Below are 23,095 nucleotides of genomic sequence, written 5' to 3'. Positions count from 1 at the left end.
ACTCCGCTCGAGAACTCTGTTGCCCACGATCAGGCGAACGTCATCCTAACGGGCACAGTCGATTCGCGTCGGCTTGTCGGTTGTCGCTCAGTTCCACTGGGACTGCGTATGCGTCCGGCCGGATGAGCCGACGTTCGCCATCGCCTCGAGGTCGTCGAGGAACTGCTCGACGGCGTCCGATTTGATCTGTGGCGACTGGACCTGATCGCGCACGCTGTCGCCGGTGTGCATCAGCACCTGCTGCGAGAAGTCGGCTTTGAGGTCGCGGATCAGCTGCCTGCGCATCAGCTCGATCTGGTCGCGACCCTGCTTGCGCACCCGCTCCACCTCGGCGGCGGCCGTCTCACGCATCTTGACGACGATGTCCTCGGCGTCGGCCTGGGCGTCCTCCAGCAGTTGCGCGAGTTCGGCTTTCGCCTCGGCCAGCCCCTCGTCGTAGACCTGCTTGGCCTCGACGAGGCGCTCGGCCGCCTGCTGGTTCTCCTCGATCTGCTTCTGGATCTCGCCCTGCGCCTTGGCCATCATCCGTTTCACCGGTGGCGCAACGTATTTGACGATGACCCAGACGATGACCGCGAAGCCGAACAGCTGGCTGACGAAAACCTGCCATTCGAAATGGATCTGGTAGATGCCCTCGGCAAGGATCTCGCTACTAGGAGTCATGACGACGCCCGTCCTGTCTGCTGGCCTCGGCTCGTGCCTGCCCGCCGATCATCGACGCCGACCACTCGGTTGGCCAGTGACCGCGCGAGTGGTTCGACTGTTTCGCGCAACTCCGCGGCGACCTGATCCGCCTGGGCCCGCAGTTGCGCCTCGGCCTCCGCGACGATCGCGTTGGCTTCCTGTTGAGCCTGGCCGCGCATCTCCTCGAGAATTTCCCGGCCCTCGGCGCGCGCCTTGCTCCGGATAGCGGCCGCTTCCGACCGCGCTTTCTCCAGTTCCGCTCGATGCTTGGCTTCGGCCTCGGCGAACAATTGCCGCGACTCTTTGGTCGTCGCCGCGGTCTCTGCGGTCCGCTCTTCGCGTTCCTCCAGCACCTTGCGGATCGGCGGAACGACGAAGAACCAGATGACCCCGAGCACGATCAGGAAGATCAGTAACTCGACGAAGAAGGTGCCGTTGGGGATAAGGAAGTTCCCCTCGGCCACCACATCGGTTCTCGGAGACATGCCCGGTTACTTGCCGGGAGTCGCGAATACGAAAAGGGCCATGAAGGCTAGATTGATGAAGTACGCCGCCTCGACCAGACCGACGGTCAGGAAGAAGATGGTGCGCAACCGACCCTCGGCCTCCGGCTGACGGGTGACACCATTGATCAGCGCCGCGCCCGCGAGGCCGTCACCGATGCCTGCGCCGATGGCACCGCCTGCCATGATGATGCCGCCGCCGATAAGAGCGCCCTGGATGATGGACGCGGTGGTTGGGTCTGCCATTTTCTACTTCCTATTCTCGGATGTGGACTCGATCGGCGCTCGCCGATCAGTGGTGTTCGTCTTCCAATGACATCGACTGGCTGAAGTACAGGACGGTCAGCAGCGCGAAGATGAAGGCCTGAATGCCGCCGACGAACAAGTCGAACAGCTTCCATATGGCATTGGGGCCCCAGCTGATCCAGAAGGGGAACAGCGTGATCACGGAGAGCATCACGCCGCCGGCGAACATGTTTCCGAACAATCGCAGAGACAGCGACAGTGGCTTGGCGATCTCTTCGACGATGTTGATCAACACCATCGGACCCCAGCCCGTGTGTCCCTTGAGTATCTGTTTCACGTGGCCGAAGGGGCCGCGCCGCGCGATGCCCGCGGACTGGTAGGCGATGAACACGAACACGGCGAGTGCGTAGACGAAATTGACGTCCGCGGCGGGCGGTGCGAGCAGCTCACCGTCGCCGATCTGTACCGGCAGCACCGAGAGCCAATTCGACAGCAGGATATAGACGAACAGGGTGACCGCGAGCGGCAAGGCGAACGGCGCGACCTTCATGCCGATCGCGCTCTCCACCTGAGCGCGCATCTGAATCGTGACGGTCTCGAAGAACAGCTGCACGCCGTTCGGCACGCCGGAGGTGATCTTGATCCGCAGGTAGAAGGCGAGACCGAGGACGATGGCCGCGGCGACCGACGTCGAGACGATGGTGTCGACGTTGAAGGCGATGCCGAAGACATGGGCGACCGCGTGATGGCCGATCCGGATCTTCGGCTCCTCGGCGGGCGCCTCTTGGGCGAGCAGCGTGATGCTCGACGAGACCTGGGCTAACGAAATGGCTGGGATCGTCATGGCGTCTGGCGAAGCCCTTTCAATTCAGGCAGGACGGTGTTGAAGACCAGGGCGACTTGAAAGAGCGCCAAGCCGAAGAAGATACCGACGCCATTGGGTCGCGCGAGGAAAGCCACCAGCAGGGCGACGGCGGTAATGCCGAGCAGTCGTAGCGCCGAAGAACCTACCAAACGCTGCTTGCTCGGTGCCTCGGCATTGGCAATGCGGGTGACCGCCCAGAGCGTGAGTTGGGCATTCAACCAACCGACCACGAGCCCGGTGCAGATGAAGGTGCCGAGCAGCAGTCGATCGATCAGCCCGGTAATACCGAGGGCCAGCACACCCAGAGCGACTGCGGCAATGGCCGCGCGCCGTATCTGGAGCCTATTCACGTCCACACCGACACCGCCCTCGCCCATACCCCCACCTCATGATGGGGGAAGTGATGAATCGATAGCATACACATCCCAACGTCCCTGCGTGGCAAGGTTTTTGATCTTTGTAGACATGATCTTGTAAATGGCTACAGACACCATCTGGTTACTCGTACGAGCCGTTCTTCGCGCACCGCTCATGCGAGGGTGACGCCATTGTTGAAGTTGCGCAGAGCCTTTTCGAAATGAGCTGACGTGGGAGAAGCCTGCCGTCCACGGACTCAGCTCGCACGCGACCGAGGAAGCCGGGGTCTGCGCTCGAGGAGTATAGCCAGTAGATTGGTGAATCGATGGCAACACAGCGACACTCGGCAAAGGACTTGCCGATGACGTGTCACGACAGTTTCGGGTTTGTCCCCGGTTAAGAGTTTTGCCCGATTTGTCCATTTATTGGATGCTGATTACTTGCTGCCGAACCGCCCAGTTTGCCAACAAGATCGACAAACTCGGGAACTCACCCCATTTCGGGCACCTGCGCGTTGTGACTGATCCCAGATCTGGCTCGCGACGCGTAATCCGCTGCATACCTCGGCCTTCCGTGGGCATTCGCCGATAAGGGAGAATTCGAGTTACAGAGAGTTGGGCGCGATGAGGCCTGAGTTCGTGGTGCTGGCAAAGGGTTCCGAAGGCGGCGGTGCCGCACTGGATCAGGTCATCGTGTTGACCGGATCGGCGATGCTGGTGGCGGCGGCCTTGTTCTGGGTGGCCTATCTCCATCGCACGCGCCGCATCACCTGGCTGAAGAACGCGGCCGACCGGCTGGGGCAGCTCGGCAACCGCCCGGGTTGGGTGGCGCTGCCGCTCGCGGTGTTCATCACCACCATCCTGACCGCGCTGCTCGGCTTCATCTGGGATGTGAGCCTGCACATCGGCAAGGGGCGCGACGAAGGGCCACTGGCCAATCCGGCGCACTACTTCATCATGATCGGCCTGTTCTTCCTCTTCATCGCGGGCATGCTGGCCGTGGTCCTGCCGCTCGACGAGAAGCCCGGTCCGGCCGCCATCCGGATCACCCGCACCTGGTATGCGCCGGTCGGCGGGGTCTTGATGGCCGCGGTCGGCCTCTACGCCCTGATCGGCTTCCCGCTCGACGACATCTGGCACCGGCTGTTCGGCCAAGACGTCACCCTCTGGGGCCCAACTCATCTCATGCTGATCGGCGGTGCCGGACTGTCGCTGGTCGCGGTGCTGCTGCTGGAGTTCGAAGGGCGCCTGGACCGCCCCGACCCGGACCGAGCCGACGGCCGGCTGCTGTGGGTGTTCCGGGTGTTCGCCTTCGGCGGCCTGTTGATCGGAATGTCGGTGTACCAGGTCGAATTCGACTTCGGCGTGGAACAGTTCCGCCTGGTGTTCCAGCCGATGCTGATCGTCGCGGCGAGCACGCTGGCCCTCGTCTCGGCGCGATACACGCTGGGGCGGGGTAGTGCGGTGGTGGCAGTGCTGTTCGCCTTCCTGGTGCGCGGCGTCGTCGCGGTGCTGGTCGGCCCGATCCTCGGTGCGCCGCACAATGTCTTCCCGCTCTACCTCGGGGTAGCGGTGGTGGTGGAGCTGATGGCGCTGCTGCCGTTGCTTCGGAAGCCCGTCTGGTGGGGCGCGGTCACCGGTTTGGCCGCCGCGACGATCGGGCTCTGGCTCGAATCACTGTGGGTGGGCAGGATGTTCGTCGACCCGTGGCCGGCGAGCATGTGGCCGGAGCTGCTCGCGATGGCGGTGCCGGTCGGGATCGCGGGCGGTGCGCTCGGCGCGTTGCTCGGCATGGTGCTGCGCGGTGAACCGCTGCCGCGACCTGCGGTGCGCCGGGGCCTCGTCGTCGCCGCGGTCCTGATCGCCGCCGCGGCCACCGCGAACGGACTGCGGGTCGATGTGCCCGAAAACGCCTCCGCGACAGTGCGATTGCAGGACGCCGCACCCGCCCCCGGTGGCCGGATGGTGACCGCGGATGTCACGCTGACGCCCGCTGACCTGGTCGGCGACGATCCGGAGTGGGTGCAGATTCTCGGCTGGCAGGGTGGCACCGGCTCCGACAGTCCGGGCCGCGGCTTGGTGATCGACCACCTGCGGCGCGTCGAACCCGGACACTATGTCAGCACGAAACCTGTTCCAGCCTATGGCAACTGGAAGACCGTGTTGCGCGTGCACGACGGGTCCTTGCTGACGGCGCTGCCGGTGTACATGCCGGAGGATCGCGGGATCGACGCCGCGGGCGTGCCCGCATCGAGCGAGTTCACCCGCCCGTTCGTAGCCGAGATCACGGTGCTGCAGCGGGAACGGTCCTTCGACCACCCGTCGTGGTTGCTCGCCGGCGCCTCGCTGATCGTGCTGATCTGTTCGCTGCTGGTCATCTGGGCGCTGGCCTGGGGCGCGGCGCGGATCGTTCTCGCCTATCGCAACGATGTGCGGGCGCAGGGGCTGGCCACGGCGGTCCGCCGGTGAGGTACGAAGACGGCGTCGACATACTCGCCGGTCACTCCGCGCTGCTGGCGATCCCGGCGTTCGTGCCCGCACTCGCGGTGGTCGGTGTGGTCCTTGGCATAGCTGTGCGTGATCGACGCGCCGAACGTCGTGAAGCCGGGCAGCCGGCCGACGACGCCACGGAGCTCGATCCGACTGAGCGGGAGGAGAATTCATGAATTACGTAGGCCGCATCGGCGTTGTCGCGGCGTTCCTCGCCGTGTCGGCGATGGTGACCGCGTGCGGCACGGCATCGGTGGACACACCGGCGGCCCGTACGGCGGCGAGCCAGTCGGTCGACGTGCCAGCGGAGGTGACCATCGCGGTCCGGATCGCGGGCGGTTCGGTCACGCCGACGAACGCCAGGACCGAGGCCAGGCTGTACCAGCCGATCGTGCTGAAGGTGGACAGCGACGCGCCCGACGAACTGCACGTCCACTCGGAGCCGAGCCAGAGCTTCGCGGTCGAACCGAGAGCAGGGCAGGAGTTCCGCTTCATCGTCACGGTGCCGGGACGGGTCGATGTCGAACTCCATCGCGCAGGCAAGACGGTGACCACGTTGCTGATCCGGCAGTGAGCCGGTCGCTGGCCCACGGGCTCAACGGCGCGGCCGATCTGCCGATTCCGTTCACCTACGCGCTGATCGGCGCAGCGTGGGCGTTGACGTTCTCGTTCGCGATACTGCTGGTGGCCTGGCGACGGCCCCGGCTGGAGCCGGACACTCCGGGAGTGCGGGTGCCGTCCGCTCTTCGCGCGGTGATCGATTCGCGTGCGGTGCGCACTGTGCTGGCAGTGCTCGGTGTCGCCGCCGCAGTGGTGGTCGGGTTGGTGACGGTGTTCGGTTCCGCTTCGCCGCAACGCAATCCGGTGCCGGGGGTGTTCTACATCTACCTCTGGGTCGGGGTGATGCTCGCGTCGCTGGTGCTCGGCCCGGTGTGGAAAGTGGTCTCGCCGATGCGGGCACTACACCGGTTCGGGTGCTCGCTGCTGCGCCGTAGCCCCGAGGACGGCGTGCGCCGATACCCGTCGACGTGGGGGTATCGGCCCGCGGTGCTCGGATTGTTCGCCTTCGTCTGGCTCGAACTGGCCTCGCCCGAGCCGGGTTCCGTCGTGGCCGTCGGCTGGTGGCTGCTCGGATATGCGGTGCTCACCCTCACGGGACTGGTGGTGTTCGGGACCGCGTGGGCCGAGCGCGCCGACCCCTTCGAGGTGTACAGCAGCCTGCTGGCGCGGCTGAGTCCGTTCGGCCGCCGCGCATCCGGCGAACTCGTGCTCCGGTCTCCGCTGCGGAATCTCGCGGGTACCCCTGTGCTGCCGGGGTCGGTGGCGCTCGCGGCGACGCTGCTCGGCTCCACCGCCTTCGACAGCCTCTCGGCGCTGCCCGGCTGGCGGAACCTGGTCGACTCGCTCGGCGGTGGCTCAGTTTTCGTGGCCACGCTGGTGCGCAGCCTCGGTTTGCTCACCGTCGTCCTGATCGTCGGCACCGTCTTCACCGTGGCCGCCCGGGCGACGGCCGGCCTCACCCGGGCCGAGCGCGCGAAGTTGCCCGGCCTGCTGGCGCACAGCATCACGCCGATCATCGCCGGATACATCGTCGCGCACTACCTGACCTTCGTGGTGGAGAAGGGGCAGGCGACGGCGTTGCTGTTCGCTGATGCGTTCCAACGGGGTTGGGACATCGGGGGATTGGCGCACCGCGAGGTGGCGTACGTGCTGTCCGGTCATCCGACGGTGCTGGCCACCACCAAGGTGCTCGCGGTGCTGACCGGTCACATCCTCGGCGTCGCCGCCGCGCACGACCGGTGCCTGCGGCTGCTGCCACCCGAGCATCGCGCCACCGGCCAGCTCGCGCTGATGCTGACCATGGTCGGCTACACCTTCACCGGCTTGTATCTGCTTTTCGGCGGATGATCAACCGGGGACGTACGGTTCGCCGTCGGCCTTGGGCGGCCGGACCTGCCCCACCGCGCCCGCCACGGCGATCACCGTCAGCAGGTAGGGCGTCATCTGCAAGACCTCGGTCGGAATGGGCGTCGCCAGCACCTGGAGCTGACCTTGCAGCGCCTTGGTGAAGCCGAAAAACAGTGCCGCACAGGTCGCGCCGATCGGATGCCAGCGGCCCATGATCACCGCGGCCAGCGCGATGAACCCGTTGCCCGCCGTCATCGCCTTGGAGAAGCCGCCGGTCGAGCCGATGGTGAAGTACGCGCCGCCGAGCCCGACGATCGCACCGGCCACCAGTACGGCCTCGTAGCGGACACGCAGCACGTTGATGCCGACGGTGGCGGCGGCGCGCGGATGCTCACCGACCGCCCGAACCCGCAGACCCCAGCGCGTCCGGTAGAGCACCAGGGTCACCACCGCGACCAAGACGACCATGGCGTAGACCAGCGCGGTCTGCTGGAACACCGTCGGCCCGAGGATCGGAATCGAGGACAGCACCGGAATCGCGATGGGCTGCAAGGTGCCCGGGCTGTTGAAGCGGGCCGAGCCGTCCGACAGCCCGGTGAGCTGATCGAACAGAAAGCCGGTGATACCGGTCGCGAATACCACCAGCAGCACGCCGAGCACGATCTGGTTGACCAGATATTTGATCGAGAACACCGCGAGCAGCCAGGCGAGGAACACTCCGGCGATCATCGCCGCGACAGCACCGACGAGGAAGCTGCCGCTGACCGTCGCCACGATGGCCGCCGCGCAGGCACCGGCGAGCAGTTGTCCCTCGAGCGCGAGGTTGATGATGCCCGCGCGTTCGCACAGCACCCCGGCCAGCGCGCCGAGGATCAGCGGCGTCGACAGGGCGAGGGTGCCTTGGATCTGATTGGTCAGCGGGAACAGTTTGCCCGAGGCCGCCCAGCAGATGAATGTCACCACGAACGCGAAGCCGAACAGCGCGAACGCCACGCCTGCCCACTTGCCCGTCAGCCCACGCCACACGTGCGCGACCGCGATCGCCAGTGCGATGACCGAGAGCACCAGCGCCGCCGGTTTGGCGGGCACCCGCAGATCGCCGGGCCCGGAACCGTCCGGCGCCGACAGCCGGAAGTCGACATTGCCCGACTTGGTGAACACCGCCAAGGCGACCGCCCCGACGGCGAGCACCAGCAGCAGGATGCCGAGCCGCAGCCGCCTGCGGCGATGTTCGGGCGCTTCCAAGACGGGCGCGGCGGGTTCGGTGGTGGTGGTCATCAGTTCCACCCTTTCGCCAGCACGACATCCGCGCGTTCGGCGCGGATCCGGAACACCGCGCGCACCAGTGCGGGCGCGGCGACCAGCGCGACGATGACGGCCTGCAGCACGGTGACCAGGGTGAGCGGGGTGCCCGTCGCCGCCTGCATCTCGTTGCCGCCGGAGTTCAGCGCGCCGAAAAGCAGTGCCGCGAAGACAGTTCCGATCGGGCTGCCGCGCCCGAGCAACGCGACGGTGATGCCGTCGAAGCCGAACGATCCCGCGATGCCGTCGGTCAGTGGTAGATCGGTGCCGAGTACCTGCTGGGCGCCCGCCAGCCCGGCCAGGCCACCGGCGAGCAGCATGGCCAGCACGTAGGCGCGGCCGATGTCCATGCCCGCGGTGCGCGCGGCGTCCGGATTGGCGCCGACGGCGCGCAACCGGAAGCCGAGCGTCGAGCGCGCCAGCAGCCACCAGACCAGGACCGCGGCCAGCAGCGCGATCAGCAGGCCGAGATGCAGCCGGGTACCGCCGAATTGGGCGAGCTGCGCGTTGTGGTCGACCACCGGGCTGATCGGCTCGTTGCGGCCGGGACGTTGGAACGCCGAGGTGGTGAGCAGCCAGGTGAGGCCGTACAGCGCCACGTAATTGAACATGATCGTGGTGATGACCTCGTGCGCACCGGTGCGCGCCTTGAGCAGTCCGATGATCCCGCCCCACACCGCGCCGCCCGCGACACCGGCGAGCAGCGCGACAAGCACGTGCACCACCGGCGGCAGATGGAGCGCGAAACCGACCCAGCCGGCACATAGCGCGCCTGCGATCAGCTGGCCCTGCCCGCCGATATTGAACAGCCCGGTCCGGAAGGCCAGCGTCACCGCGAGCCCGGTGCAGATCAACGGCGTTGTGGCAACGAGTGTTTCGGCGAGCTGCTGGCGTCCGCCGAACGCGCCGAGGAACAGCGCCCGGTAGGTGTCGCCGACCGCGTCTGTCGCCTCCGACACGGCATCCATCGGTCGGGCGAAGAAATACCCGAACGCCGACGTCACGTCGGGGTTGCTGACGATGATCAGCAGCGCGCCGACCACCAGCGCCAGCAGCACCGCGAGCGCGCTGACCACCAGCTCCCGCACCCAGGCCCGGTCCTTCATCGATCCCTCCCCGGTAGCGCACCGGCCATCATCAACCCCAGCTGATCGCGGGGGGTGTCGGGACCGACGATGTCGACGATGCGCCCCTGATACATGACGATGATCCGATCGGACAACGCGTAGATCTCGTCCAGCTCGGTGGAGACGATGAGCACCGCCGTGCCCTGATCCCGTTCCCGGACAATGCGTTTGTGCACGAACTCGATGGAGCCGACATCCAAGCCCCTGGTGGGCTGGCCGGCGATCAGCACCTCGAGCGGGCGCGACATCTCGCGGGCGAGCACCACTTTCTGCTGGTTGCCGCCGGACAACGAGCTCATCGGCTCGGTCGCCGACCTGGTGCGGATATCGAACTCCTCGATCCGCTTGGCGGCATTGCGTTTCACCGCGCCCAACGACAGCACGCCGTGCCGGGAGAACTCGGGCAGATCGATCAGATCGAGGACCAGATTCTCCGCGACACTGAACGTGCCGATGAAGCCGTCGTGCGCACGGTCCTCGGGCACATAGCCCATGCCCGCCTGCAAGTGCTGCCGCGGTGTCCGCCCGACCACTTCCCAGCCGCCGACGGTGACCTCGCCGCGCGCCGGTGTCCGCAGCCCGAGCAGCGCGTTGACCAGTTCCGACTGCCCGTTGCCGACCACACCCGCGATACCGACGATCTCGCCGCCGTCGACGCGGAACGAGACGTCGTCGACGACAACGGCGCCCGCCATGTCGACGACGGTCAGATCGGTGACGACGAGCGTGGCGCCGACCGGTTTCGCCGGGGTCTTGGCGACCACGAGTTCGACGGAGCGGCCGACCATCAACTCCGCGAGATCGCTCTCCGCGGTGGTCGGTGCGACGGTGTCGATCACCGCGCCGCGCCGGATCACGGTGATCCGGTCGGCGATCCTGGTGACCTCCTTGAGCTTGTGCGAGATGAAGATGATCGAGGTGCCGCTGGCCGCGATCCCGCGCAGCACCTCGATGAGCTCCTCGATCTCCTGCGGGGTGAGCACGGCGGTCGGCTCGTCCAAAATGAGCACCTCGACCTCGTTGGCCAGCGCCTTGAGGATCTCCACGCGCTGCTGCTCGCCCACCGAGAGGTCCGCGACCAGCGCGTCCGGGTCGACCGGCAGCCCGTAGCGCTGCGACAGCTCGCGCACCCGGCGCCGGGCGGCCTCGCGATCGAGCGCGGCGAAGCCCTTGACCGGTTCGCGGCCGAGGATGATGTTCTCCGCGACGGTGAACACCGGCACCAGCATGAAGTGCTGATGCACCATGCCGATGCCCGCGGCGATCGCGTCGCGCGGGGAGTGGCAGCGGATGGCGGTGCCGTTCAGCAGGATCTCACCCTCATCCGGCTGCAACAGGCCGTAGAGCATGTTCATCAAGGTGCTCTTGCCCGCGCCGTTCTCCCCGAGCAGGCAATGGATCTCACCCGGCGCGACCGTCAGATCGATGTGGTCGTTGGCGAGGAACGTGCCGAATCGTTTGGTCAGACCGCGTAGTTCGAGTCGCATGGCCGGCCGCGCCTACTTGACCGCGGGCTGCGCCTTGGACGCGAGGGTGATCTTTCCGCTGGCGATATCGGTGGTCAGCGCGTCGATTTCGCTCTTCAGCTCGGCCGGGATGGCGGCGTCGAATTGGTGATACGGCGCCAGGCTGACACCCTTGTTCGACAGCGTGCCGACGAAGGGCACGTTGTCGAACTTGTTGCGATAGGCGTCGGTCACCGCCTGCTGCACCGCGATATCCATCGACTTCTGCACGCTGGTCAGCAGCGAGGAGCAGTACTCGGCGGCACTGACGCAGCCGTCGGTGTCCACCCAGACCGCGTTGACCTTGCCGCCGGAGGAGTGCACGGCCTCGAGCGCGCCGAGACCGGCCGGGCCTGCCACCGGGAGAATGATGTCGGCGCCCTGGCTGATCAGATCGTTGGCCTTGGTCTTGCCGACGTTCTTGTCCTCGAAGGTATTGGTGATCACGCCCTGCTGGGTCGCCGGATCCCAGCCGAGCAGCTGGACCTGCTTGCCCTTGCGCTGGTTGTAGTACGCCACGCCCTCGGCGAAGCCGTCCATGAAGATCGCGACGGTGGGAATGTTGATCCCGCCGAAGGTGCCGACCTTGTTGGTCTTGGTCATCCCCGCGGCCAGGTAGCCGGCCAGGAACGACGGCTGGGCGGCGTTGAAGATCAGCCCGCGCAGGTTGGGCAGCGGCGGATTCTTCTGGGTGTCGGTGTAGGCGTAGTCCACGATCGCGAAATCGACGTCCGGGTTGTCCTTGGCCGCGGCGTAGGTCACGTCGCCGAGCTTGAAGCCGACGGTGACGATGATGCCGCACTTCTGCCGGACCATGGTGTTGACGTTGGTCGGATAGTCGTTGTCGGACCGGGACTCCAGCTGCGCCTTGCTGATGCCGAGCTCGGCGACGGCGTCGGTGATGCCCTTGTAGGAGGTCTGGTTGAACGACTTGTCGTCGAAACCACCGGAGTCCGACACCATGCACGCCTTGAAGTCCTCGGCCCCCGGCTCGCCGGACTTGCCCTGCTCCGACGGCGGAGTACCGCATGCCCCGACGGTCAGCACCAGCACACCGGTCGCGGTGAGCGTGCGTAGCCACCTGCCCATACTTGCCTCCTGAAACGCCATAGCCCGCAACTCAACTCGGCGGAAGTGCCGCGAGAGTGCAGTGGAGCAGGAGTTTAGGCCGCCGAACCGATCCTGGCTCGGTTTCCGGGCCATTCGCTGACGGGGGGCCGTTGCGCTACGTGCCCGCGGGCGCCGAACGCAGCACCAGGACGGAGACCTCACTCGGCGCGAAAACCCGCAGCTGCGGACCCCAGAATCCAGTGCCCCGGCTGGTGTAGAGCTGGGTGTTCGCGCCGTGCCTGCTCAGGCCGGCGACCACCGGTTGGTCCAGGCGGACCAGGTAGTGGAACGGCCAGATCTGGCCGCCATGGGTGTGGCCGGAGATTTGCAGCGCGACCCCCGCTGCCGCGCTGGCGGTGATCTGCTTGGGTTGATGGGCCAGCAGCACCACCGGCAGCCGCGGGTCCGCACCGGCGAGCGCGGTGGGCAGGTCGGGTCCGTGCCCGGGCAGCGTGACGCCGGTCGGGTCGTCGATGCCCGCGACCACCAGCTCGTCGCCGCCGCGGGACACCGTCCGGTGCTCGTTGTGCAGCGGTTGCCAGCCGATCGAGGTCATGTGGTCGATCCAGCCCTGCGCGTCGCCGAAGTACTCGTGGTTGCCGGTGATGTAGAACCGGCCGAGCGGCGCGTCGACCTTGCCGAGCGGGTCGACCTGCGGGTGCCGCTTCGCGACCGAGCCGTCCGCGAGATCGCCCGCGTGGCAGGCGATATCGGGGCGCTGCGCATTGACGACATCGACAACTTTTTCCGACCAGCGCAGTCGGTTCAGCGCGGCGAAGTGCGTATCGGTGACGACCACCAGGCGCAGTCCGTCGAGGTTCGGTCCGAGTCCGGGAATCGACACCTCGACGGTGCGCACCCGAGGCACCCGCCGTGCCTCCACGATTCCCCAGATCACCAGTGCCGTCGCCACCGCGAGCACGCCCACCGCGACGATGCGCGAGCGGTCCGGATCGTGCACGCCCGCGAGGGGCAGCGCCAATCCGGCGATATTGCCGATCACCGACCAGCTGAACACCACCCACGCCACCCCGAGCAGCGTGTCGCCGACAATGGACGCGGCATCGGACTGCGCGGGCCCGTGCCCGAGGAACATCGCCGCGGGCAGGCACGCGAAGGCGAACAGGAAGATCGCGGAACCGGCCCAGAACAGCGACCCGATGCCCTCGGTGGGTGCGCCGACCAGGGTCCACCACGGGACCACGAACAGCAGGGCGGGGATCGCCAGGAACAGGGCAACGCGGGGAACGTACTTCAACAGACCATCCTCGTCGGCGCGGGTTGCTGCGCGCGGTCCCTGGCCCGGCGCGGGCAACGTCGACGATAACAGCGCTGCCATGACAACTCGGCGACGAACCACACCGCACGGTTTGTGCGATGTGGTCCAGGCCGGGGCAGCAGGTTCCGTTGTCGCTGCCTCCGGTCCAACCGGAGACGAAGGGGCCGTACCGCACGTGCACCGTGAATCATCCCCTGCCGCACTATCGCCGTCCGTTTTCGGCGATGATTTACCGGTGCAGACAGGCGGTGCGAAGTCGCGATGGCGGTGGGGGCGGGTCGGCGGCGTGGACAGCTCCGGGCAGGCCGAACACGAGTTGCGTCGGCGCTGCCGGCGGCTGCTCACCGAGCTCGATATTCAGCCGCCCCTGGATGTGGTCGCCCTGTGTGAGCGGGTCGGACGGCAGCGCGGCAAACCGATACGGTTGGTGGCGCACCCGATACCGGTACCCGGCCCCTTCGGCGCATGGATCGCCACCGACAAAGCGGATTACATTCTGTACCAACAGGAAACGACCAAGGTCCACCAGGGCCACATCATCCTGCACGAACTCGGGCACCTGCTGGCCGGTCACCACAGCGACGAGCAGGACGATTCGCTGATGACCGAGCTGTTCTCGAGCAGCGGCCTGACCCCGGACCAGGTGCGCACGGTGCTGCGTCGCACGTGTTACGACACGGTCGAGGAACGCGAGGCCGAGACGGTGGCGACGATCATCCTGGAGTGGGCTTCGGTGCTGGACCGCATCGCGCCGCGCGCGATCTCGGACGTGGCAACGCAGCGGCTCGACTCCGCACTGAACGACCGGCGCGGCTGGCTGTGATCGGCATCCAGATCGTGGAGGGCATCGCGCTGCTCACCCTCGCCTGGATGCTGTCACTGGTGGCGCTGAAACCGCGCGATGTGCGGCTGCGCTCCATCACCGCGGTGGTTGTGTGCTGGAGTGCCGGTTTGCCTTTCGTGATGCACGCCTCCGACGGCGAGTACTTCCTCGGGTTGGATCCCATGTGGTGCCAGTTCGTGAACCACGCGCTGATCATGACCGGTGCGTACTGCGTGGTGTGCTTCTTCTCCTACAGTGCTTTCGATCGTCGCGAGGCGGGTGCTCGCGCGAAACGGCACGCCGTCGTCTTGGTCGCGGTGGTGCTCACAACGGCGGTGGCGACCGCCATCATGCCCGAAGAGCTGCGCGTCATCGGCGCGACAGTGACGTCGGGTAGGGGCATCCAGGCCCGTGGTGTCTTCAGTATCAGTCTGTTCTACACCGCTGCGAACTGCTACCTGCTGTACGCGTTCCTGAGCGCGACGCTGGCCACCCGGCGCGCCATCCGGCACGCCGAGGGTGGGTTGCGGTTCGCTCTGCTGATCACCATGGCCGGGTTGGCCACGTTGGTCCTGGCCTTCGCCATCTTCACGGTCAGCAGTAGCTGCACTTCGCGAACACCGATGTGCCCGACCCGATCCGGGTGGCGGGCGTGATGCTGCTGCTGCCCGGCTTCGGCCTTTTTCTCATCGGTATCACGGTGCCCGCCGCCGTCACCAGGGTGAGCGCGGCCCGTATCTGGTGGCGCCATCTGCGGGCATACCACACCCTCACGCCGTTGTGGGCGGTGTTGCATGCCGAATTCCCGGAGGACGCGCTGATCCGTGAATCGGCACGCTCGCGATTCGACCGATTCCGGGTCACCGGTGTGCACCGCCGCTTCTACCGCCGGGTCATCGAATGCCGAGACGGGCTGGTCCGCATCAGTCCGTACCTGGTATATATCCAGACCGCTGAAGCCCACCGTGCCGGCACGTCTACCGAACTCGCACAACAGCTTCGGCGGGCGCTGCGGGCCCGCGCCGCCGGCCTGGAAATCTCCGGTCGCCCGGTGTCCATCGCCACGCCGGCGGCCGATGGACTCGATGCCGATGTCGACGAACTGCTGGCGCTCGCCGATGCGTTGCGTGCGGTCGGCGCGGCTGCCCGCTGATCGGTCACGACCGAGTGAGCCGCGCGCCCCAGGTGGTTCGCACGGTGGCGCCCGGAGTCAGCCGGATCAGGCCGTCTCCGCTTTGAAAAGCGTTGGGTGGGCAGGTCATCGGCTCGGCGGCGAGGCCGGTGCGCCGGTGGGGCGGGGCGAGGGTGTCGGCGGTGAACAGCTGCAGGACCGGGTAGGAGTCGTCGGTCCAGAGCTCGGCCACCGCACCGTCGGTGCCGCGCAACCGAACCCAGGCCCGTCCGTCGTCGTCGCGGGCCAGCTCGGTGAACGGATGATCGATGGTCAACGCGCCAAGTGGTTTCGGCGTGCTGAAGTCGAACGGGGTGCCGCGCACGGACTCGGTGCCGATGGGCAATCGGCGGTCGGGGTCGGTGACGATCCGGGTCGCGGCGTCGAAATGCAGGACGGCGGCGTCGATTCCGCCGTCGCCCGGCGAGAGGTACGGGTGGTGGCCGCAGCCGTACGGCGCGGTGGTGGCGCCGAGATTGGTGGCCGTCGTGGTGACCGTCAGCCCGTCGTCGGACAGCGCGTAGCAGATGGCGAGGTCGAGATGGAACGGATAACCCTTGCACGGGTGCAACGTGGTGCGCATGGTGACCTCGTCCTCCTGCGCGTCGCAGGCCCGCCACGGCCGCCAGCGCAGCAGCCCGTGGATGGCGGTGCTCGTCGCTGGTTCGGACAGCGCCAGCTGATGGTCGACGCCGTCGAAGCGATACCTGCCGTCCGCCAATCGGTTCGGCCACGGGATCAACGCGGCGCCGCGGCCGCCGTCGGCCATCGCCGACACGTCGTAGGGTTCGAGCACGTCCCGCCTGGCCACCCGGTACTCCCGGATGCCGCCGCCGACCTCGACGATCACCGCCCGCTGGTCGCCCCGGCCGATGGCGAACTGCTGTCCTGACGGAGGCGGAGTCATAGGTGAGGACGCTACCGCCGCAGGCCCGGCCGTCTACTACCACCTCCGAGCTAACCCGGGCAGCCAATGAAAGTCGGTACTTTCCAAGGGTTTTCAGGGATGTTACCGTCGCTTCTTCCGAGGTGCGGTTCCTCGGTTACCCACAGGGGAGCTCATGGGCGATATCTTGCAGGCCGATCTCGACGCGCTACGCGGGCTCGGCAAGGCCCTCACCGGGCGTGCGACGGCCATCGCAGGCATCAAGATCGACGCGCAGACCACCATGCCGGACTCGCCGGTGCAGCAGGCGATGGCGACCGTCGGGCCCGCCGCACTGGCGGCCTACGGTGCGCTGCGCAGCAATATCGAGCAGATGGCGTCGGTCACCAACTCCGGCGTGAAGGTTTACAGCGAGGTCGAAAAAGCCTTCGTAGCGCAGTTCAACAAAATCATGCCGCCGAGCCCGGGTAAGGCGAAGCCATGACGACGACGATCAGCCATGTGCGCGCATGCCAGCCGTCGACGATGGTCACCTACGGCAGCCAATTGGCCTCGCGTACCGGCGATTTCGTGCGCGAGGTGGACGGCATGGGCCGCGACGTCGACGGGGTGGTGAAAGGCTGGAAAGGCGAGGGCGCGGCGGCGGCGTCGGTGCGCGCGGTCGGTGAGAAACTCTCGGCCAACTACATCGACGAGGTGGCGGGCCGGATCGCCCAGTACTTCGCCACCTACGGCCTGCAACTGGATCTCACCAAGACCTCGTTGCTGACCATCGTGGACAACGAGGCGGCCGCCGCGGGCATGAAGGTCGCCGACAACGGCACGGTCACCGCGCCCAGATATCCGGGCAGCCCACTGCTCGGGCTCATCATGCAGGCGAAACTCGACAGCCAGGCCAGCGGTTTCCAGACCAGGATCCAGACCTTGCTGAAGAGTTTCGCCGAAGACGAGCAGCAGGCCGCCGGATCCATCAAGAAAGGGGTGGAGGGCTTGCAGGTGCTGGCGAAAACGCCAGGGGCGCCCATGCCCGAGCTGCCCCCGCTGGCGCAGATCCGCTCGGCCGACGGCCGCTACGAGATCGGTCCGCCGAAGATACCGGGCATCCACCACGACGACACCTTCCTCTACAACACGAAGGAGGGCGGTTTCAGCGACTGGCTGGCCAAGCAGAAATGGCAGGCGAAACTGGCGGGCGGCGAGGCGTTCACCGACCTCGACGACGCCACCGCGCTGTACCGCCACTACTGGGACAACGACGGCAAGCCGATGAAGTTCGACTACGCCGAGGGCTACAACGAGGACAAGTCGATCCGGCACGCGGTGGACTACGAGATCAGCCAGGCCGCCGCCGCCGCGGATCAGTTCGTGCGCAGCGGAAACAAGAACTTCCAGATGAACGGCAAGCCGATCACCGTCGGCAAAGAAGCGGGTACGAGTGGCCCGGAGACCGAGAACTGGCAGAAGGCCATCGGCGGCTACCAGCAGTACAGCCACTCGAACGTGCGGGTCGAGGGTAATCGCGTGGTCATGGACGTCACGGTGACAGCGCAGGACTACTACAACTTCGACCGAGACAAGCACGACATCGCCACCGGCGCCCCGGACTCCGACAACGGCCGGTTCGCCGAGATCGGCTGGGCGAAGCCGTTCGAATCGAGCGGCAGCCTCACCAGAACCGTGTCGTGGGAGGTCGGACACCCGCCGTCGAGCGCGACCGTGGACGCCGGACCCGACCCGCAACGCAATCCGGGGCGCGAGGATCGCAGCGACAATCGCTACTCCGGCGACGGCGCGCGGGTGCCGGACAACGACCGCGAGACGGGTAGCGCTCGGCCGAAATGACCGGGCCCACCAGAGTTTCGGCCGCCGCCGCCCTGGCGGCAGCGGTGCTGGCCGTGCTCGGCTGCACCTCGCCGTTCTCCGACTCCGCTCCACAGGAAAGGACCAGCCAGGTGTCCGACACCGTCCGCGCCGACCCCGAACCGCTGATGAAGTACTTTCCGCTCATCGGGCGGCCCGTGTCGGTCTCGTGGATCGGCTGGAACAACTCTTCCGGCGTTCCGGGGCCGTCGACCTATTGGGTGGACGCGGTAGTGGAGCTGGAGCCGGCGACCGCGGCGGAGCTGCGGAGCCGGTATGCGCCCGCCGAGCCCGTTGCCGCACCGACGCTCAAAGACGGCCTGCGACAAACGGTTCCGGTTGGAACCTTTGTCACCGGGCCGGAGTTCGACGCCGCGCTCGGCGGGTCCACCGAATGGGGCGGCACGGCGCGCGGATACCTGCACCCCGACCGCCCGCTGCTGGTATTCCAGGCCTCGGCCGGCGGCTGAGCGCGCATAATTTCTCGATCGAGTGAGGTTTTTCCGTGCATGATCCTGCGCACGAGGAGCTGGGTATGAAAGTCCAGCGCGCCCAATACGAGTTGGACCGGATCCGTGGCGTCGGCAAGGTCGACGGCGTGCGCGTCGAGGTCGATGCCGAAAACCGGCTGCTGTCGATCAGCGTGCCGAACGCCGAGCGCATCCTCGCCGCCTACGCGGCCGCGGTGGCCGACAAGCAACCGCAGGTCGAGGCGGCGATGCGCGAGCTGACCGAGGACCCGCAGGTGAGTTCTACCCGAATTTTCGTCGAGGCCAACTCCGCGCGCCTGGAGGCGGAGCGGCGCGGTCGGCAAGAACTGGCCGGCAACGGTCGATTCGAATCGGGGTGGTGAGACGGCAGGGTAGTGTCGCGGCACTGCCTTGCCCCGGCTGACGAATCGGGCAAATCGGACGCCTGCGGCGTGGTAAGCCTACGCTGGAGACATACGCTGTGATTTAGCTCGAGGACGCGAAAATGGCAATAACCGAGGTCGCCGCTTACGCGCACCTGAGCGCGCCCGATATCGAGGCGCTCGGGCTCGAGCTCGACGCGATCCGCCACGACATCCAGCACAAGCGCGGCGCCCGCGACGCGCGCTACATTCGGCACACCATCGCGTGCCAGCGGGCGCTCGACGCCGCGTCCCGGCTGACGATCGGGCTCAGCCACGGGCGTACGGGCTGGCTCGCGGGCGTCGCCGGGCTTGCGCTGGCGAAGAGCATCGAGAACATGGAGATCGGCCACAACGTCTGCCACGGCCAGTGGGACTGGATGAACGATCCGGAGATCCACTCCAGCACCTGGGAGTGGGACATGGCGGGGGTGTCGGCGCAGTGGCGCTATTCGCACAACTATCGCCATCACGTCTATACGAACGTGCTCGGCATGGACGACGACATCGGGTTCGGCGTGATGCGGGTGACCCGCGACGAGCGCTGGCAGCCGGGGCACCTGGTGCAGCCGCTGCGAAACCTGTTGCTGGCGGCCACCTTCGAGTGGGGCATCGCGCTGCACGGCCTGTACTCCGAACGCGACCGGGTGGCCGAGCCGGTGCAGAAGGCCGCGCAGACCAAGGCCTTCCTCGGCAAGATCGCCAGACAGGCCGGCAAGGATTATCTGCTGTTCCCCGCGCTCAGTGGACGCCGCTGGCGGCGCACCCTCGCCGCGGACGTGAGCGCGAACGTGCTGCGGAATCTGTGGGCATACGTGGTGATCTTCTGCGGGCACTTTCCCGACGGCGCGGAGAAGTTCGAGCCGAGCGTGGTGACCGACGAGACCAAGGGGGAGTGGTACCTGCGCCAGATGCTCGGCACCGCCAACTTCGACGCGGGCCCGGTGCTGGCCTTTCTCAGCGGCAATCTCTGCTATCAGATCGAGCACCACCTGTTCCCCGACCTGCCGAGCAACCGGTACGCCGAGATCGCGCTGCGCGTGCGGGAGCTCTGCGACAAATACGACCTGCCCTACACCAGCGGGTCGCTGCTGCGCCAGTACTGGTTGACGCTGCGCACCATCCACAAACTGGCCTTACCTGACAGCATGCTTACCGCAACGTCCGACGATGCCCCGGAAACCGCCTCGGAACGAAAGTTTCTCGGGGTCAAGGCTTTCCACGCGTCCGACACCGTCGGGCCGCTCGGCCGGAGCGGGCTGCGCACCGCACTGCGGCGCGCCGAGAAGGCGCGGGCGGCAGGCATTCGCTGATCAACGGATGCGGGCCACCGCGCCGAGCATGGAGACCGCCTCCGGCCTCGGGTGCGGGCGCCACTCGCCCGGCCGCCACGTCATCACCGAGCCGATGCCGGGCGGGACGAGCTCCAGATCGGTGAAGAAACGGGTGAACTCCTCGGTGCTGCGTAAACGGAACGGAACGCCGCTGCGCTGGTTGGCGGCGTTCGACTCGGCGAGCTCCTCGGCGGTGAGATGGTCGCTGGTGGCGTGGGTCATCACCAGGTAGCTGCCCGAGGGCAGCGCGTCGCACAGCTTGCGCACCAGCTCGTAGGGGCCGTCGTCGTCGGTGATGAAGTGCATGATGGCCACCAGCATCAGTGCCACCGGCTGGTCCAGGTCGAGGACCTTGGCCAGGTCGGGGTGGGCGAGGATGCGGTCGGGCTCGCGGATGTCCGCGTCGAGGTAGGCGGTCGCGCCCTCCGGCGAGCTGTTGAGCAGCGCGCGGGCGTGCACCAGCACGATCGGGTCGTTGTCGACGTAGACGACGCGGGACTCGGGGGCGATATCCTGCGCGATCTCGTGCACATTGCCCGCGGTGGGCAGGCCTGCCCCGATATCGAGGAACTGCCGGACACCCGTGTCGGCCAGGTAGGCCACCACGCGCCGCAGAAAGCTGCGATTCTCCAGGGCGGCCAGGCGGACGGTGGGGAACGCCTCGGCCACCATATCGGCCGATTCCCGGTCCGCGGGGAAATTATCCTTACCGCCGAGCCAGTAGTCGTAGCGGCGCGCCGGATGCGGCTTGGATACGTCGATCCGCGAGGCTGTGGGGTCCGAGTTCACAACGCCCTCAATTCATCTCGACTATTGTCATCATGTCAGTTCGAGTTGCGAACCGGTAGCGATGGCGCCGTCGCGCCGTCCGGAAGGCTTCATCATGCCACTGCAGTACAGCCCATACGACTTCGACGTGCACCGCGACCCGTACCCGTACTACGCGCGGCTGCGGACCGAGGCGCCGGTCTACCGCAACGAGACCGACGACTTCTTTGCCCTCTCCCGGTATGCGGATGTCCTTGCCGCGCTGCGTGATTCGGCCCGATTCTCGAGCGCGAACGGTGCTATCCGGATGGAACCGGCGTTCTGGGGCCCGCAGGCCGAGCAGATGTTCTCCTTCGTCGCGATGGACCCGCCCCGGCACACCCGGCTGCGCGGACTGGTCGCGCGGGCCTTCACCCAGCACCGGGTGCAGGGGTTGGAACCCCGGTTACGTGAGATCGCCAAGGGGCTGCTGGCGCCCCTGCTCGAGCGCGGCAGCTTCGACATGATGACCGATTTCGCGGGCCCCTTCCCGACCGAGGTGGTCGCCGAACTGGTCGGTGTGCCCGAGCGGGACCGCGACATGCTGCGCGAACTCGGCATGGAAATCATGTATACCGACGAGGAATCCACGGATCTGCGGCCGGCGGCCGTGCAGGCGATCGGTGCGATCATCGGCTACTACACAGAGCTCACCATCGAACGGAGCAAGGATCGCCGCGACGATCTGCTCTCCGGGCTGCTCGACGCGGCCGACGGCGACGATCGGCTCACCCCCGAGGAGATCGTCGGGGTACTGATACTGCTGGTCGGCGCGGGCATCGAGACCACCATGCTGACCCTCGGCAACCTCTGGCACACCGCGTGGCAGCATCCCGATCAGCGCCGCAAAGCCTTCGACGGGCGCATCGACGCCTGGATCGCCGAGTCCATGCGCTACGAGCCGGCCAGCCAGACCGCGCTGCGCACGGCCACCGAGCCGTTCGAGCTCCACGGAGTGTCGGTCCCGGCCGGGGCGCGCATGCTGCTGCTGCTCGGCTCCGCCAACCGGGACCCCGCGGTCTTCGCCGACCCCGACACGTTCGACCTGGATCGGGACACCAGCGCGTCGCTGGTGTTCAGCAGCGGTCGCCACCACTGCCTCGGCGCAAATCTCGCGCAGCTGCAGCTGCGGGTCGCACTGGAGGAGATCGTCGACAAGGTCGCCGACTACGACATCGACCCCGACGGCCTGCGCCGCGTCCACGCCTCCAATACCCGCGGCTTCGCCGCCATGCCCACCACCGTCACGGCCCGCTGAGCGGACCGGGCGGGCACGTTCGCCCACCTACTCCCGATATCCGGAGCGGAGAGGAGGGCATCCATGACCCGTTACTGGCCCATAACTCGAGCAGCACTCACGATCGGCTCACCGTTCGGCCCACGCGAGGGCGGTTTCCACGCCGGGCAGGATTTTCCGGCGCCCGACGGGACGCCGATCTACGCGTGCGCAGGCGGCACTGTCCTGTTCCTCGGCGCTGCCGGCGGGTACGGCGAGTGGATCGTCATCGACCACCCGAGCGCCGACGGTGGTGGGGTGAGCGAATACGGACACATGTGGGACGCGAGCGCGGCCGGGCTGTCGGTCGGCGACCGCGTCGAGGCGGGGCAGCTGATCGCCTACGTCGGCAGCAACGGTGGATCCACCGGCCCGCACCTGCACCTGAGCGTCATGCCGCACGGGTACGACCCCGGCGCCAAGATCGACCCGCTGGGGTGGCTGCGCGGCGCCGCCTACCCCGCGGACTTCCTCTGGGGCCTCGGCGCGGACGAGCAGCGAGAACTGCTTGATCGGACCCGCGAGGTGTGGACGCAACTGTGCGGTCCGGACGGCCGCGGCTGGCAGCAGCTCGGGCAGGATGCGAACGGCCGCAACCGCACTGTCGTCGATGCGCTCGCGCAGGTACGGCACGCGGTGCAGTCGGGTTGACCGCGCTGTCCGCGGCGGGC

26 protein-coding genes are annotated in these 23,095 nt (G+C 67.2%); 14 read left to right on the top strand and 12 right to left on the bottom strand.

Translation table 11 applies throughout. The annotated features are described in order from the left end of the window. Nucleotides 1-87 precede the first annotated feature (87 nt). Genes ACIHA7_RS00305 through ACIHA7_RS00285 form a run of 5 tightly spaced genes read right to left on the bottom strand, consistent with a single transcriptional unit; the run spans nucleotide 88 to nucleotide 2,675 of the window. Entirely contained in the window at nucleotides 88-663 is a 576-nt protein-coding gene (locus ACIHA7_RS00305) for a hypothetical protein (protein WP_397283965.1), read from the bottom strand. Next, the gene (locus ACIHA7_RS00300) at nucleotides 660-1,169 is read right to left on the bottom strand and encodes a F0F1 ATP synthase subunit B (protein WP_397283963.1); all 510 of its coding nucleotides are present in this window, start codon (nucleotides 1,167-1,169) and stop codon (nucleotides 660-662) included. Before ACIHA7_RS00300 ends, ACIHA7_RS00305 begins: the two co-directional genes overlap by 4 nt. Nucleotides 1,170-1,175: 6 nt before the next feature. Further along, on the bottom strand, nucleotides 1,176-1,433 hold the full coding sequence (locus tag ACIHA7_RS00295) for a F0F1 ATP synthase subunit C (protein WP_397283961.1): 258 nt from the start codon (nucleotides 1,431-1,433) through the stop codon (nucleotides 1,176-1,178). A gap of 46 nt (nucleotides 1,434-1,479) precedes the next feature. After that, a complete protein-coding gene (gene atpB, locus ACIHA7_RS00290; RefSeq protein WP_397283959.1) occupies nucleotides 1,480-2,277 on the bottom strand; it encodes a F0F1 ATP synthase subunit A in 798 nt (265 codons plus the stop codon). Further along, entirely contained in the window at nucleotides 2,274-2,675 is a 402-nt protein-coding gene (locus ACIHA7_RS00285; protein WP_397283957.1) for a hypothetical protein, read from the bottom strand. The genes atpB and ACIHA7_RS00285 overlap by 4 nt, the downstream gene beginning before the upstream one ends. Nucleotides 2,676-3,278: 603 nt before the next feature. Between ACIHA7_RS00285 and ACIHA7_RS00280 the strand changes: the two genes are divergently transcribed. From ACIHA7_RS00280 to ACIHA7_RS00265, 4 genes are read left to right on the top strand one after another with little or no spacing between them, the layout of a single operon-like run. Continuing rightward, nucleotides 3,279-5,123, top strand: coding sequence for a hypothetical protein (locus ACIHA7_RS00280; protein WP_397283955.1), 1,845 nt, complete (start codon nucleotides 3,279-3,281; stop codon nucleotides 5,121-5,123). After that, on the top strand, nucleotides 5,120-5,320 hold the full coding sequence (locus ACIHA7_RS00275; protein WP_397283953.1) for a hypothetical protein: 201 nt from the start codon (nucleotides 5,120-5,122) through the stop codon (nucleotides 5,318-5,320). The genes ACIHA7_RS00280 and ACIHA7_RS00275 overlap by 4 nt, the downstream gene beginning before the upstream one ends. Next, complete coding sequence (locus ACIHA7_RS00270) at nucleotides 5,317-5,718, top strand: hypothetical protein (RefSeq protein ID WP_397283951.1); 402 nt, start codon at nucleotides 5,317-5,319, stop codon at nucleotides 5,716-5,718. The genes ACIHA7_RS00275 and ACIHA7_RS00270 overlap by 4 nt, the downstream gene beginning before the upstream one ends. Then, nucleotides 5,715-7,052, top strand: coding sequence for a hypothetical protein (locus ACIHA7_RS00265; RefSeq protein ID WP_397283949.1), 1,338 nt, complete (start codon nucleotides 5,715-5,717; stop codon nucleotides 7,050-7,052). The genes ACIHA7_RS00270 and ACIHA7_RS00265 overlap by 4 nt, the downstream gene beginning before the upstream one ends. Here the strand turns inward: ACIHA7_RS00265 and ACIHA7_RS00260 are convergent, their stop codons facing one another. The 5 genes from ACIHA7_RS00260 to ACIHA7_RS00240 form a co-directional block, all read right to left on the bottom strand. Further along, on the bottom strand, nucleotides 7,053-8,330 hold the full coding sequence (locus tag ACIHA7_RS00260; protein WP_397283947.1) for an ABC transporter permease: 1,278 nt from the start codon (nucleotides 8,328-8,330) through the stop codon (nucleotides 7,053-7,055). Beyond that, the gene (locus ACIHA7_RS00255) at nucleotides 8,330-9,460 is read right to left on the bottom strand and encodes an ABC transporter permease (RefSeq protein WP_397283945.1); all 1,131 of its coding nucleotides are present in this window, start codon (nucleotides 9,458-9,460) and stop codon (nucleotides 8,330-8,332) included. Before ACIHA7_RS00255 ends, ACIHA7_RS00260 begins: the two co-directional genes overlap by 1 nt. Next, a complete protein-coding gene (locus tag ACIHA7_RS00250) occupies nucleotides 9,457-10,968 on the bottom strand; it encodes an ABC transporter ATP-binding protein (RefSeq protein ID WP_397283943.1) in 1,512 nt (503 codons plus the stop codon). Before ACIHA7_RS00250 ends, ACIHA7_RS00255 begins: the two co-directional genes overlap by 4 nt. Before the next feature lie 12 nt (nucleotides 10,969-10,980). Next, nucleotides 10,981-12,075, bottom strand: coding sequence for a BMP family protein (locus ACIHA7_RS00245; RefSeq protein WP_397283941.1), 1,095 nt, complete (start codon nucleotides 12,073-12,075; stop codon nucleotides 10,981-10,983). A gap of 136 nt (nucleotides 12,076-12,211) precedes the next feature. Continuing rightward, nucleotides 12,212-13,354, bottom strand: a complete 1,143-nt coding sequence (locus ACIHA7_RS00240; protein ID WP_397283937.1) for a metallophosphoesterase — start codon at nucleotides 13,352-13,354, stop codon at nucleotides 12,212-12,214. Between the two features lie 256 nt (nucleotides 13,355-13,610). Between ACIHA7_RS00240 and ACIHA7_RS00235 the strand changes: the two genes are divergently transcribed. The 3 genes from ACIHA7_RS00235 to ACIHA7_RS00225 are packed head-to-tail and all read left to right on the top strand — an operon-like array spanning nucleotide 13,611 to nucleotide 15,351. Next, the gene (locus ACIHA7_RS00235; RefSeq protein ID WP_397283935.1) at nucleotides 13,611-14,198 is read left to right on the top strand and encodes a hypothetical protein; all 588 of its coding nucleotides are present in this window, start codon (nucleotides 13,611-13,613) and stop codon (nucleotides 14,196-14,198) included. Further along, on the top strand, nucleotides 14,195-14,854 hold the full coding sequence (locus tag ACIHA7_RS00230; protein ID WP_397283933.1) for a hypothetical protein: 660 nt from the start codon (nucleotides 14,195-14,197) through the stop codon (nucleotides 14,852-14,854). Before ACIHA7_RS00235 ends, ACIHA7_RS00230 begins: the two co-directional genes overlap by 4 nt. Next, entirely contained in the window at nucleotides 14,824-15,351 is a 528-nt protein-coding gene (locus ACIHA7_RS00225) for an MAB_1171c family putative transporter (RefSeq protein ID WP_397283931.1), read from the top strand. Before ACIHA7_RS00230 ends, ACIHA7_RS00225 begins: the two co-directional genes overlap by 31 nt. 4 nt (nucleotides 15,352-15,355) lie before the next feature. Here ACIHA7_RS00225 and ACIHA7_RS00220 read toward each other — a convergent pair whose 3' ends face one another. Then, nucleotides 15,356-16,276, bottom strand: a complete 921-nt coding sequence (locus ACIHA7_RS00220) for an aldose 1-epimerase family protein (protein ID WP_397283929.1) — start codon at nucleotides 16,274-16,276, stop codon at nucleotides 15,356-15,358. Between the two features lie 154 nt (nucleotides 16,277-16,430). Here ACIHA7_RS00220 and ACIHA7_RS00215 point away from each other — a divergent pair, with 154 nt between their 5' ends. The 5 genes from ACIHA7_RS00215 (at nucleotide 16,431) to ACIHA7_RS00195 (ending at nucleotide 20,320) form a co-directional block, all read left to right on the top strand. After that, on the top strand, nucleotides 16,431-16,739 hold the full coding sequence (locus ACIHA7_RS00215; protein ID WP_397283927.1) for a hypothetical protein: 309 nt from the start codon (nucleotides 16,431-16,433) through the stop codon (nucleotides 16,737-16,739). Then, nucleotides 16,736-18,097 carry a hypothetical protein gene (locus ACIHA7_RS00210; protein ID WP_397283925.1) on the top strand — a complete coding sequence of 454 codons (1,362 nt, stop codon included), beginning with the start codon at nucleotides 16,736-16,738 and terminating at the stop codon, nucleotides 18,095-18,097. Before ACIHA7_RS00215 ends, ACIHA7_RS00210 begins: the two co-directional genes overlap by 4 nt. Continuing rightward, nucleotides 18,094-18,585 (top strand): hypothetical protein, encoded by a 492-nt coding sequence (locus tag ACIHA7_RS00205; protein WP_397283923.1) that lies wholly within the window; start codon nucleotides 18,094-18,096, stop codon nucleotides 18,583-18,585. Before ACIHA7_RS00210 ends, ACIHA7_RS00205 begins: the two co-directional genes overlap by 4 nt. A gap of 65 nt (nucleotides 18,586-18,650) precedes the next feature. Next, on the top strand, nucleotides 18,651-18,968 hold the full coding sequence (locus tag ACIHA7_RS00200) for a hypothetical protein (protein ID WP_397283921.1): 318 nt from the start codon (nucleotides 18,651-18,653) through the stop codon (nucleotides 18,966-18,968). A gap of 122 nt (nucleotides 18,969-19,090) precedes the next feature. Continuing rightward, nucleotides 19,091-20,320 carry a fatty acid desaturase family protein gene (locus tag ACIHA7_RS00195; RefSeq protein WP_397283919.1) on the top strand — a complete coding sequence of 410 codons (1,230 nt, stop codon included), beginning with the start codon at nucleotides 19,091-19,093 and terminating at the stop codon, nucleotides 20,318-20,320. Here the strand turns inward: ACIHA7_RS00195 and ACIHA7_RS00190 are convergent, their stop codons facing one another. After that, complete coding sequence (locus tag ACIHA7_RS00190; RefSeq protein ID WP_397283917.1) at nucleotides 20,321-21,130, bottom strand: SAM-dependent methyltransferase; 810 nt, start codon at nucleotides 21,128-21,130, stop codon at nucleotides 20,321-20,323. Between the two features lie 94 nt (nucleotides 21,131-21,224). Here ACIHA7_RS00190 and ACIHA7_RS00185 point away from each other — a divergent pair, with 94 nt between their 5' ends. Beyond that, nucleotides 21,225-22,406 carry a cytochrome P450 gene (locus tag ACIHA7_RS00185; protein WP_397283915.1) on the top strand — a complete coding sequence of 394 codons (1,182 nt, stop codon included), beginning with the start codon at nucleotides 21,225-21,227 and terminating at the stop codon, nucleotides 22,404-22,406. A 63-nt stretch (nucleotides 22,407-22,469) separates the two neighbouring features. Then, nucleotides 22,470-23,075, top strand: coding sequence for a M23 family metallopeptidase (locus ACIHA7_RS00180; protein WP_397283912.1), 606 nt, complete (start codon nucleotides 22,470-22,472; stop codon nucleotides 23,073-23,075). The last annotated feature ends 20 nt before the right edge of the window (nucleotides 23,076-23,095 follow it).

The organism is Nocardia sp. NPDC052316 (assembly GCF_044547795.1).
GTDB lineage: Bacteria > Actinomycetota > Actinomycetes > Mycobacteriales > Mycobacteriaceae > Nocardia.
Note: the sequence above shows the minus strand (reverse complement) of the source record. Positions and strands in the feature narration are given on the sequence as shown.

Coding starts and splice junctions, on each gene's coding strand:
- ACIHA7_RS00305 (WP_397283965.1), bottom strand. CDS start 663: ATGACTCCTAGTAGCGAGATCCTTGCCGAGGGCATCTACCAGATCCAT.
- ACIHA7_RS00300 (WP_397283963.1), bottom strand. CDS start 1,169: ATGTCTCCGAGAACCGATGTGGTGGCCGAGGGGAACTTCCTTATCCCC.
- ACIHA7_RS00295 (WP_397283961.1), bottom strand. CDS start 1,433: ATGGCAGACCCAACCACCGCGTCCATCATCCAGGGCGCTCTTATCGGC.
- atpB (WP_397283959.1), bottom strand. CDS start 2,277: ATGACGATCCCAGCCATTTCGTTAGCCCAGGTCTCGTCGAGCATCACG.
- ACIHA7_RS00285 (WP_397283957.1), bottom strand. CDS start 2,675: ATGGGCGAGGGCGGTGTCGGTGTGGACGTGAATAGGCTCCAGATACGG.
- ACIHA7_RS00280 (WP_397283955.1), top strand. CDS start 3,279: ATGAGGCCTGAGTTCGTGGTGCTGGCAAAGGGTTCCGAAGGCGGCGGT.
- ACIHA7_RS00270 (WP_397283951.1), top strand. CDS start 5,317: ATGAATTACGTAGGCCGCATCGGCGTTGTCGCGGCGTTCCTCGCCGTG.
- ACIHA7_RS00260 (WP_397283947.1), bottom strand. CDS start 8,330: ATGACCACCACCACCGAACCCGCCGCGCCCGTCTTGGAAGCGCCCGAA.
- ACIHA7_RS00255 (WP_397283945.1), bottom strand. CDS start 9,460: ATGAAGGACCGGGCCTGGGTGCGGGAGCTGGTGGTCAGCGCGCTCGCG.
- ACIHA7_RS00250 (WP_397283943.1), bottom strand. CDS start 10,968: ATGCGACTCGAACTACGCGGTCTGACCAAACGATTCGGCACGTTCCTC.
- ACIHA7_RS00245 (WP_397283941.1), bottom strand. CDS start 12,075: ATGGGCAGGTGGCTACGCACGCTCACCGCGACCGGTGTGCTGGTGCTG.
- ACIHA7_RS00220 (WP_397283929.1), bottom strand. CDS start 16,276: ATGACTCCGCCTCCGTCAGGACAGCAGTTCGCCATCGGCCGGGGCGAC.
- ACIHA7_RS00215 (WP_397283927.1), top strand. CDS start 16,431: ATGGGCGATATCTTGCAGGCCGATCTCGACGCGCTACGCGGGCTCGGC.
- ACIHA7_RS00210 (WP_397283925.1), top strand. CDS start 16,736: ATGACGACGACGATCAGCCATGTGCGCGCATGCCAGCCGTCGACGATG.
- ACIHA7_RS00205 (WP_397283923.1), top strand. CDS start 18,094: ATGACCGGGCCCACCAGAGTTTCGGCCGCCGCCGCCCTGGCGGCAGCG.
- ACIHA7_RS00200 (WP_397283921.1), top strand. CDS start 18,651: ATGAAAGTCCAGCGCGCCCAATACGAGTTGGACCGGATCCGTGGCGTC.
- ACIHA7_RS00195 (WP_397283919.1), top strand. CDS start 19,091: ATGGCAATAACCGAGGTCGCCGCTTACGCGCACCTGAGCGCGCCCGAT.
- ACIHA7_RS00185 (WP_397283915.1), top strand. CDS start 21,225: ATGCCACTGCAGTACAGCCCATACGACTTCGACGTGCACCGCGACCCG.
- ACIHA7_RS00180 (WP_397283912.1), top strand. CDS start 22,470: ATGACCCGTTACTGGCCCATAACTCGAGCAGCACTCACGATCGGCTCA.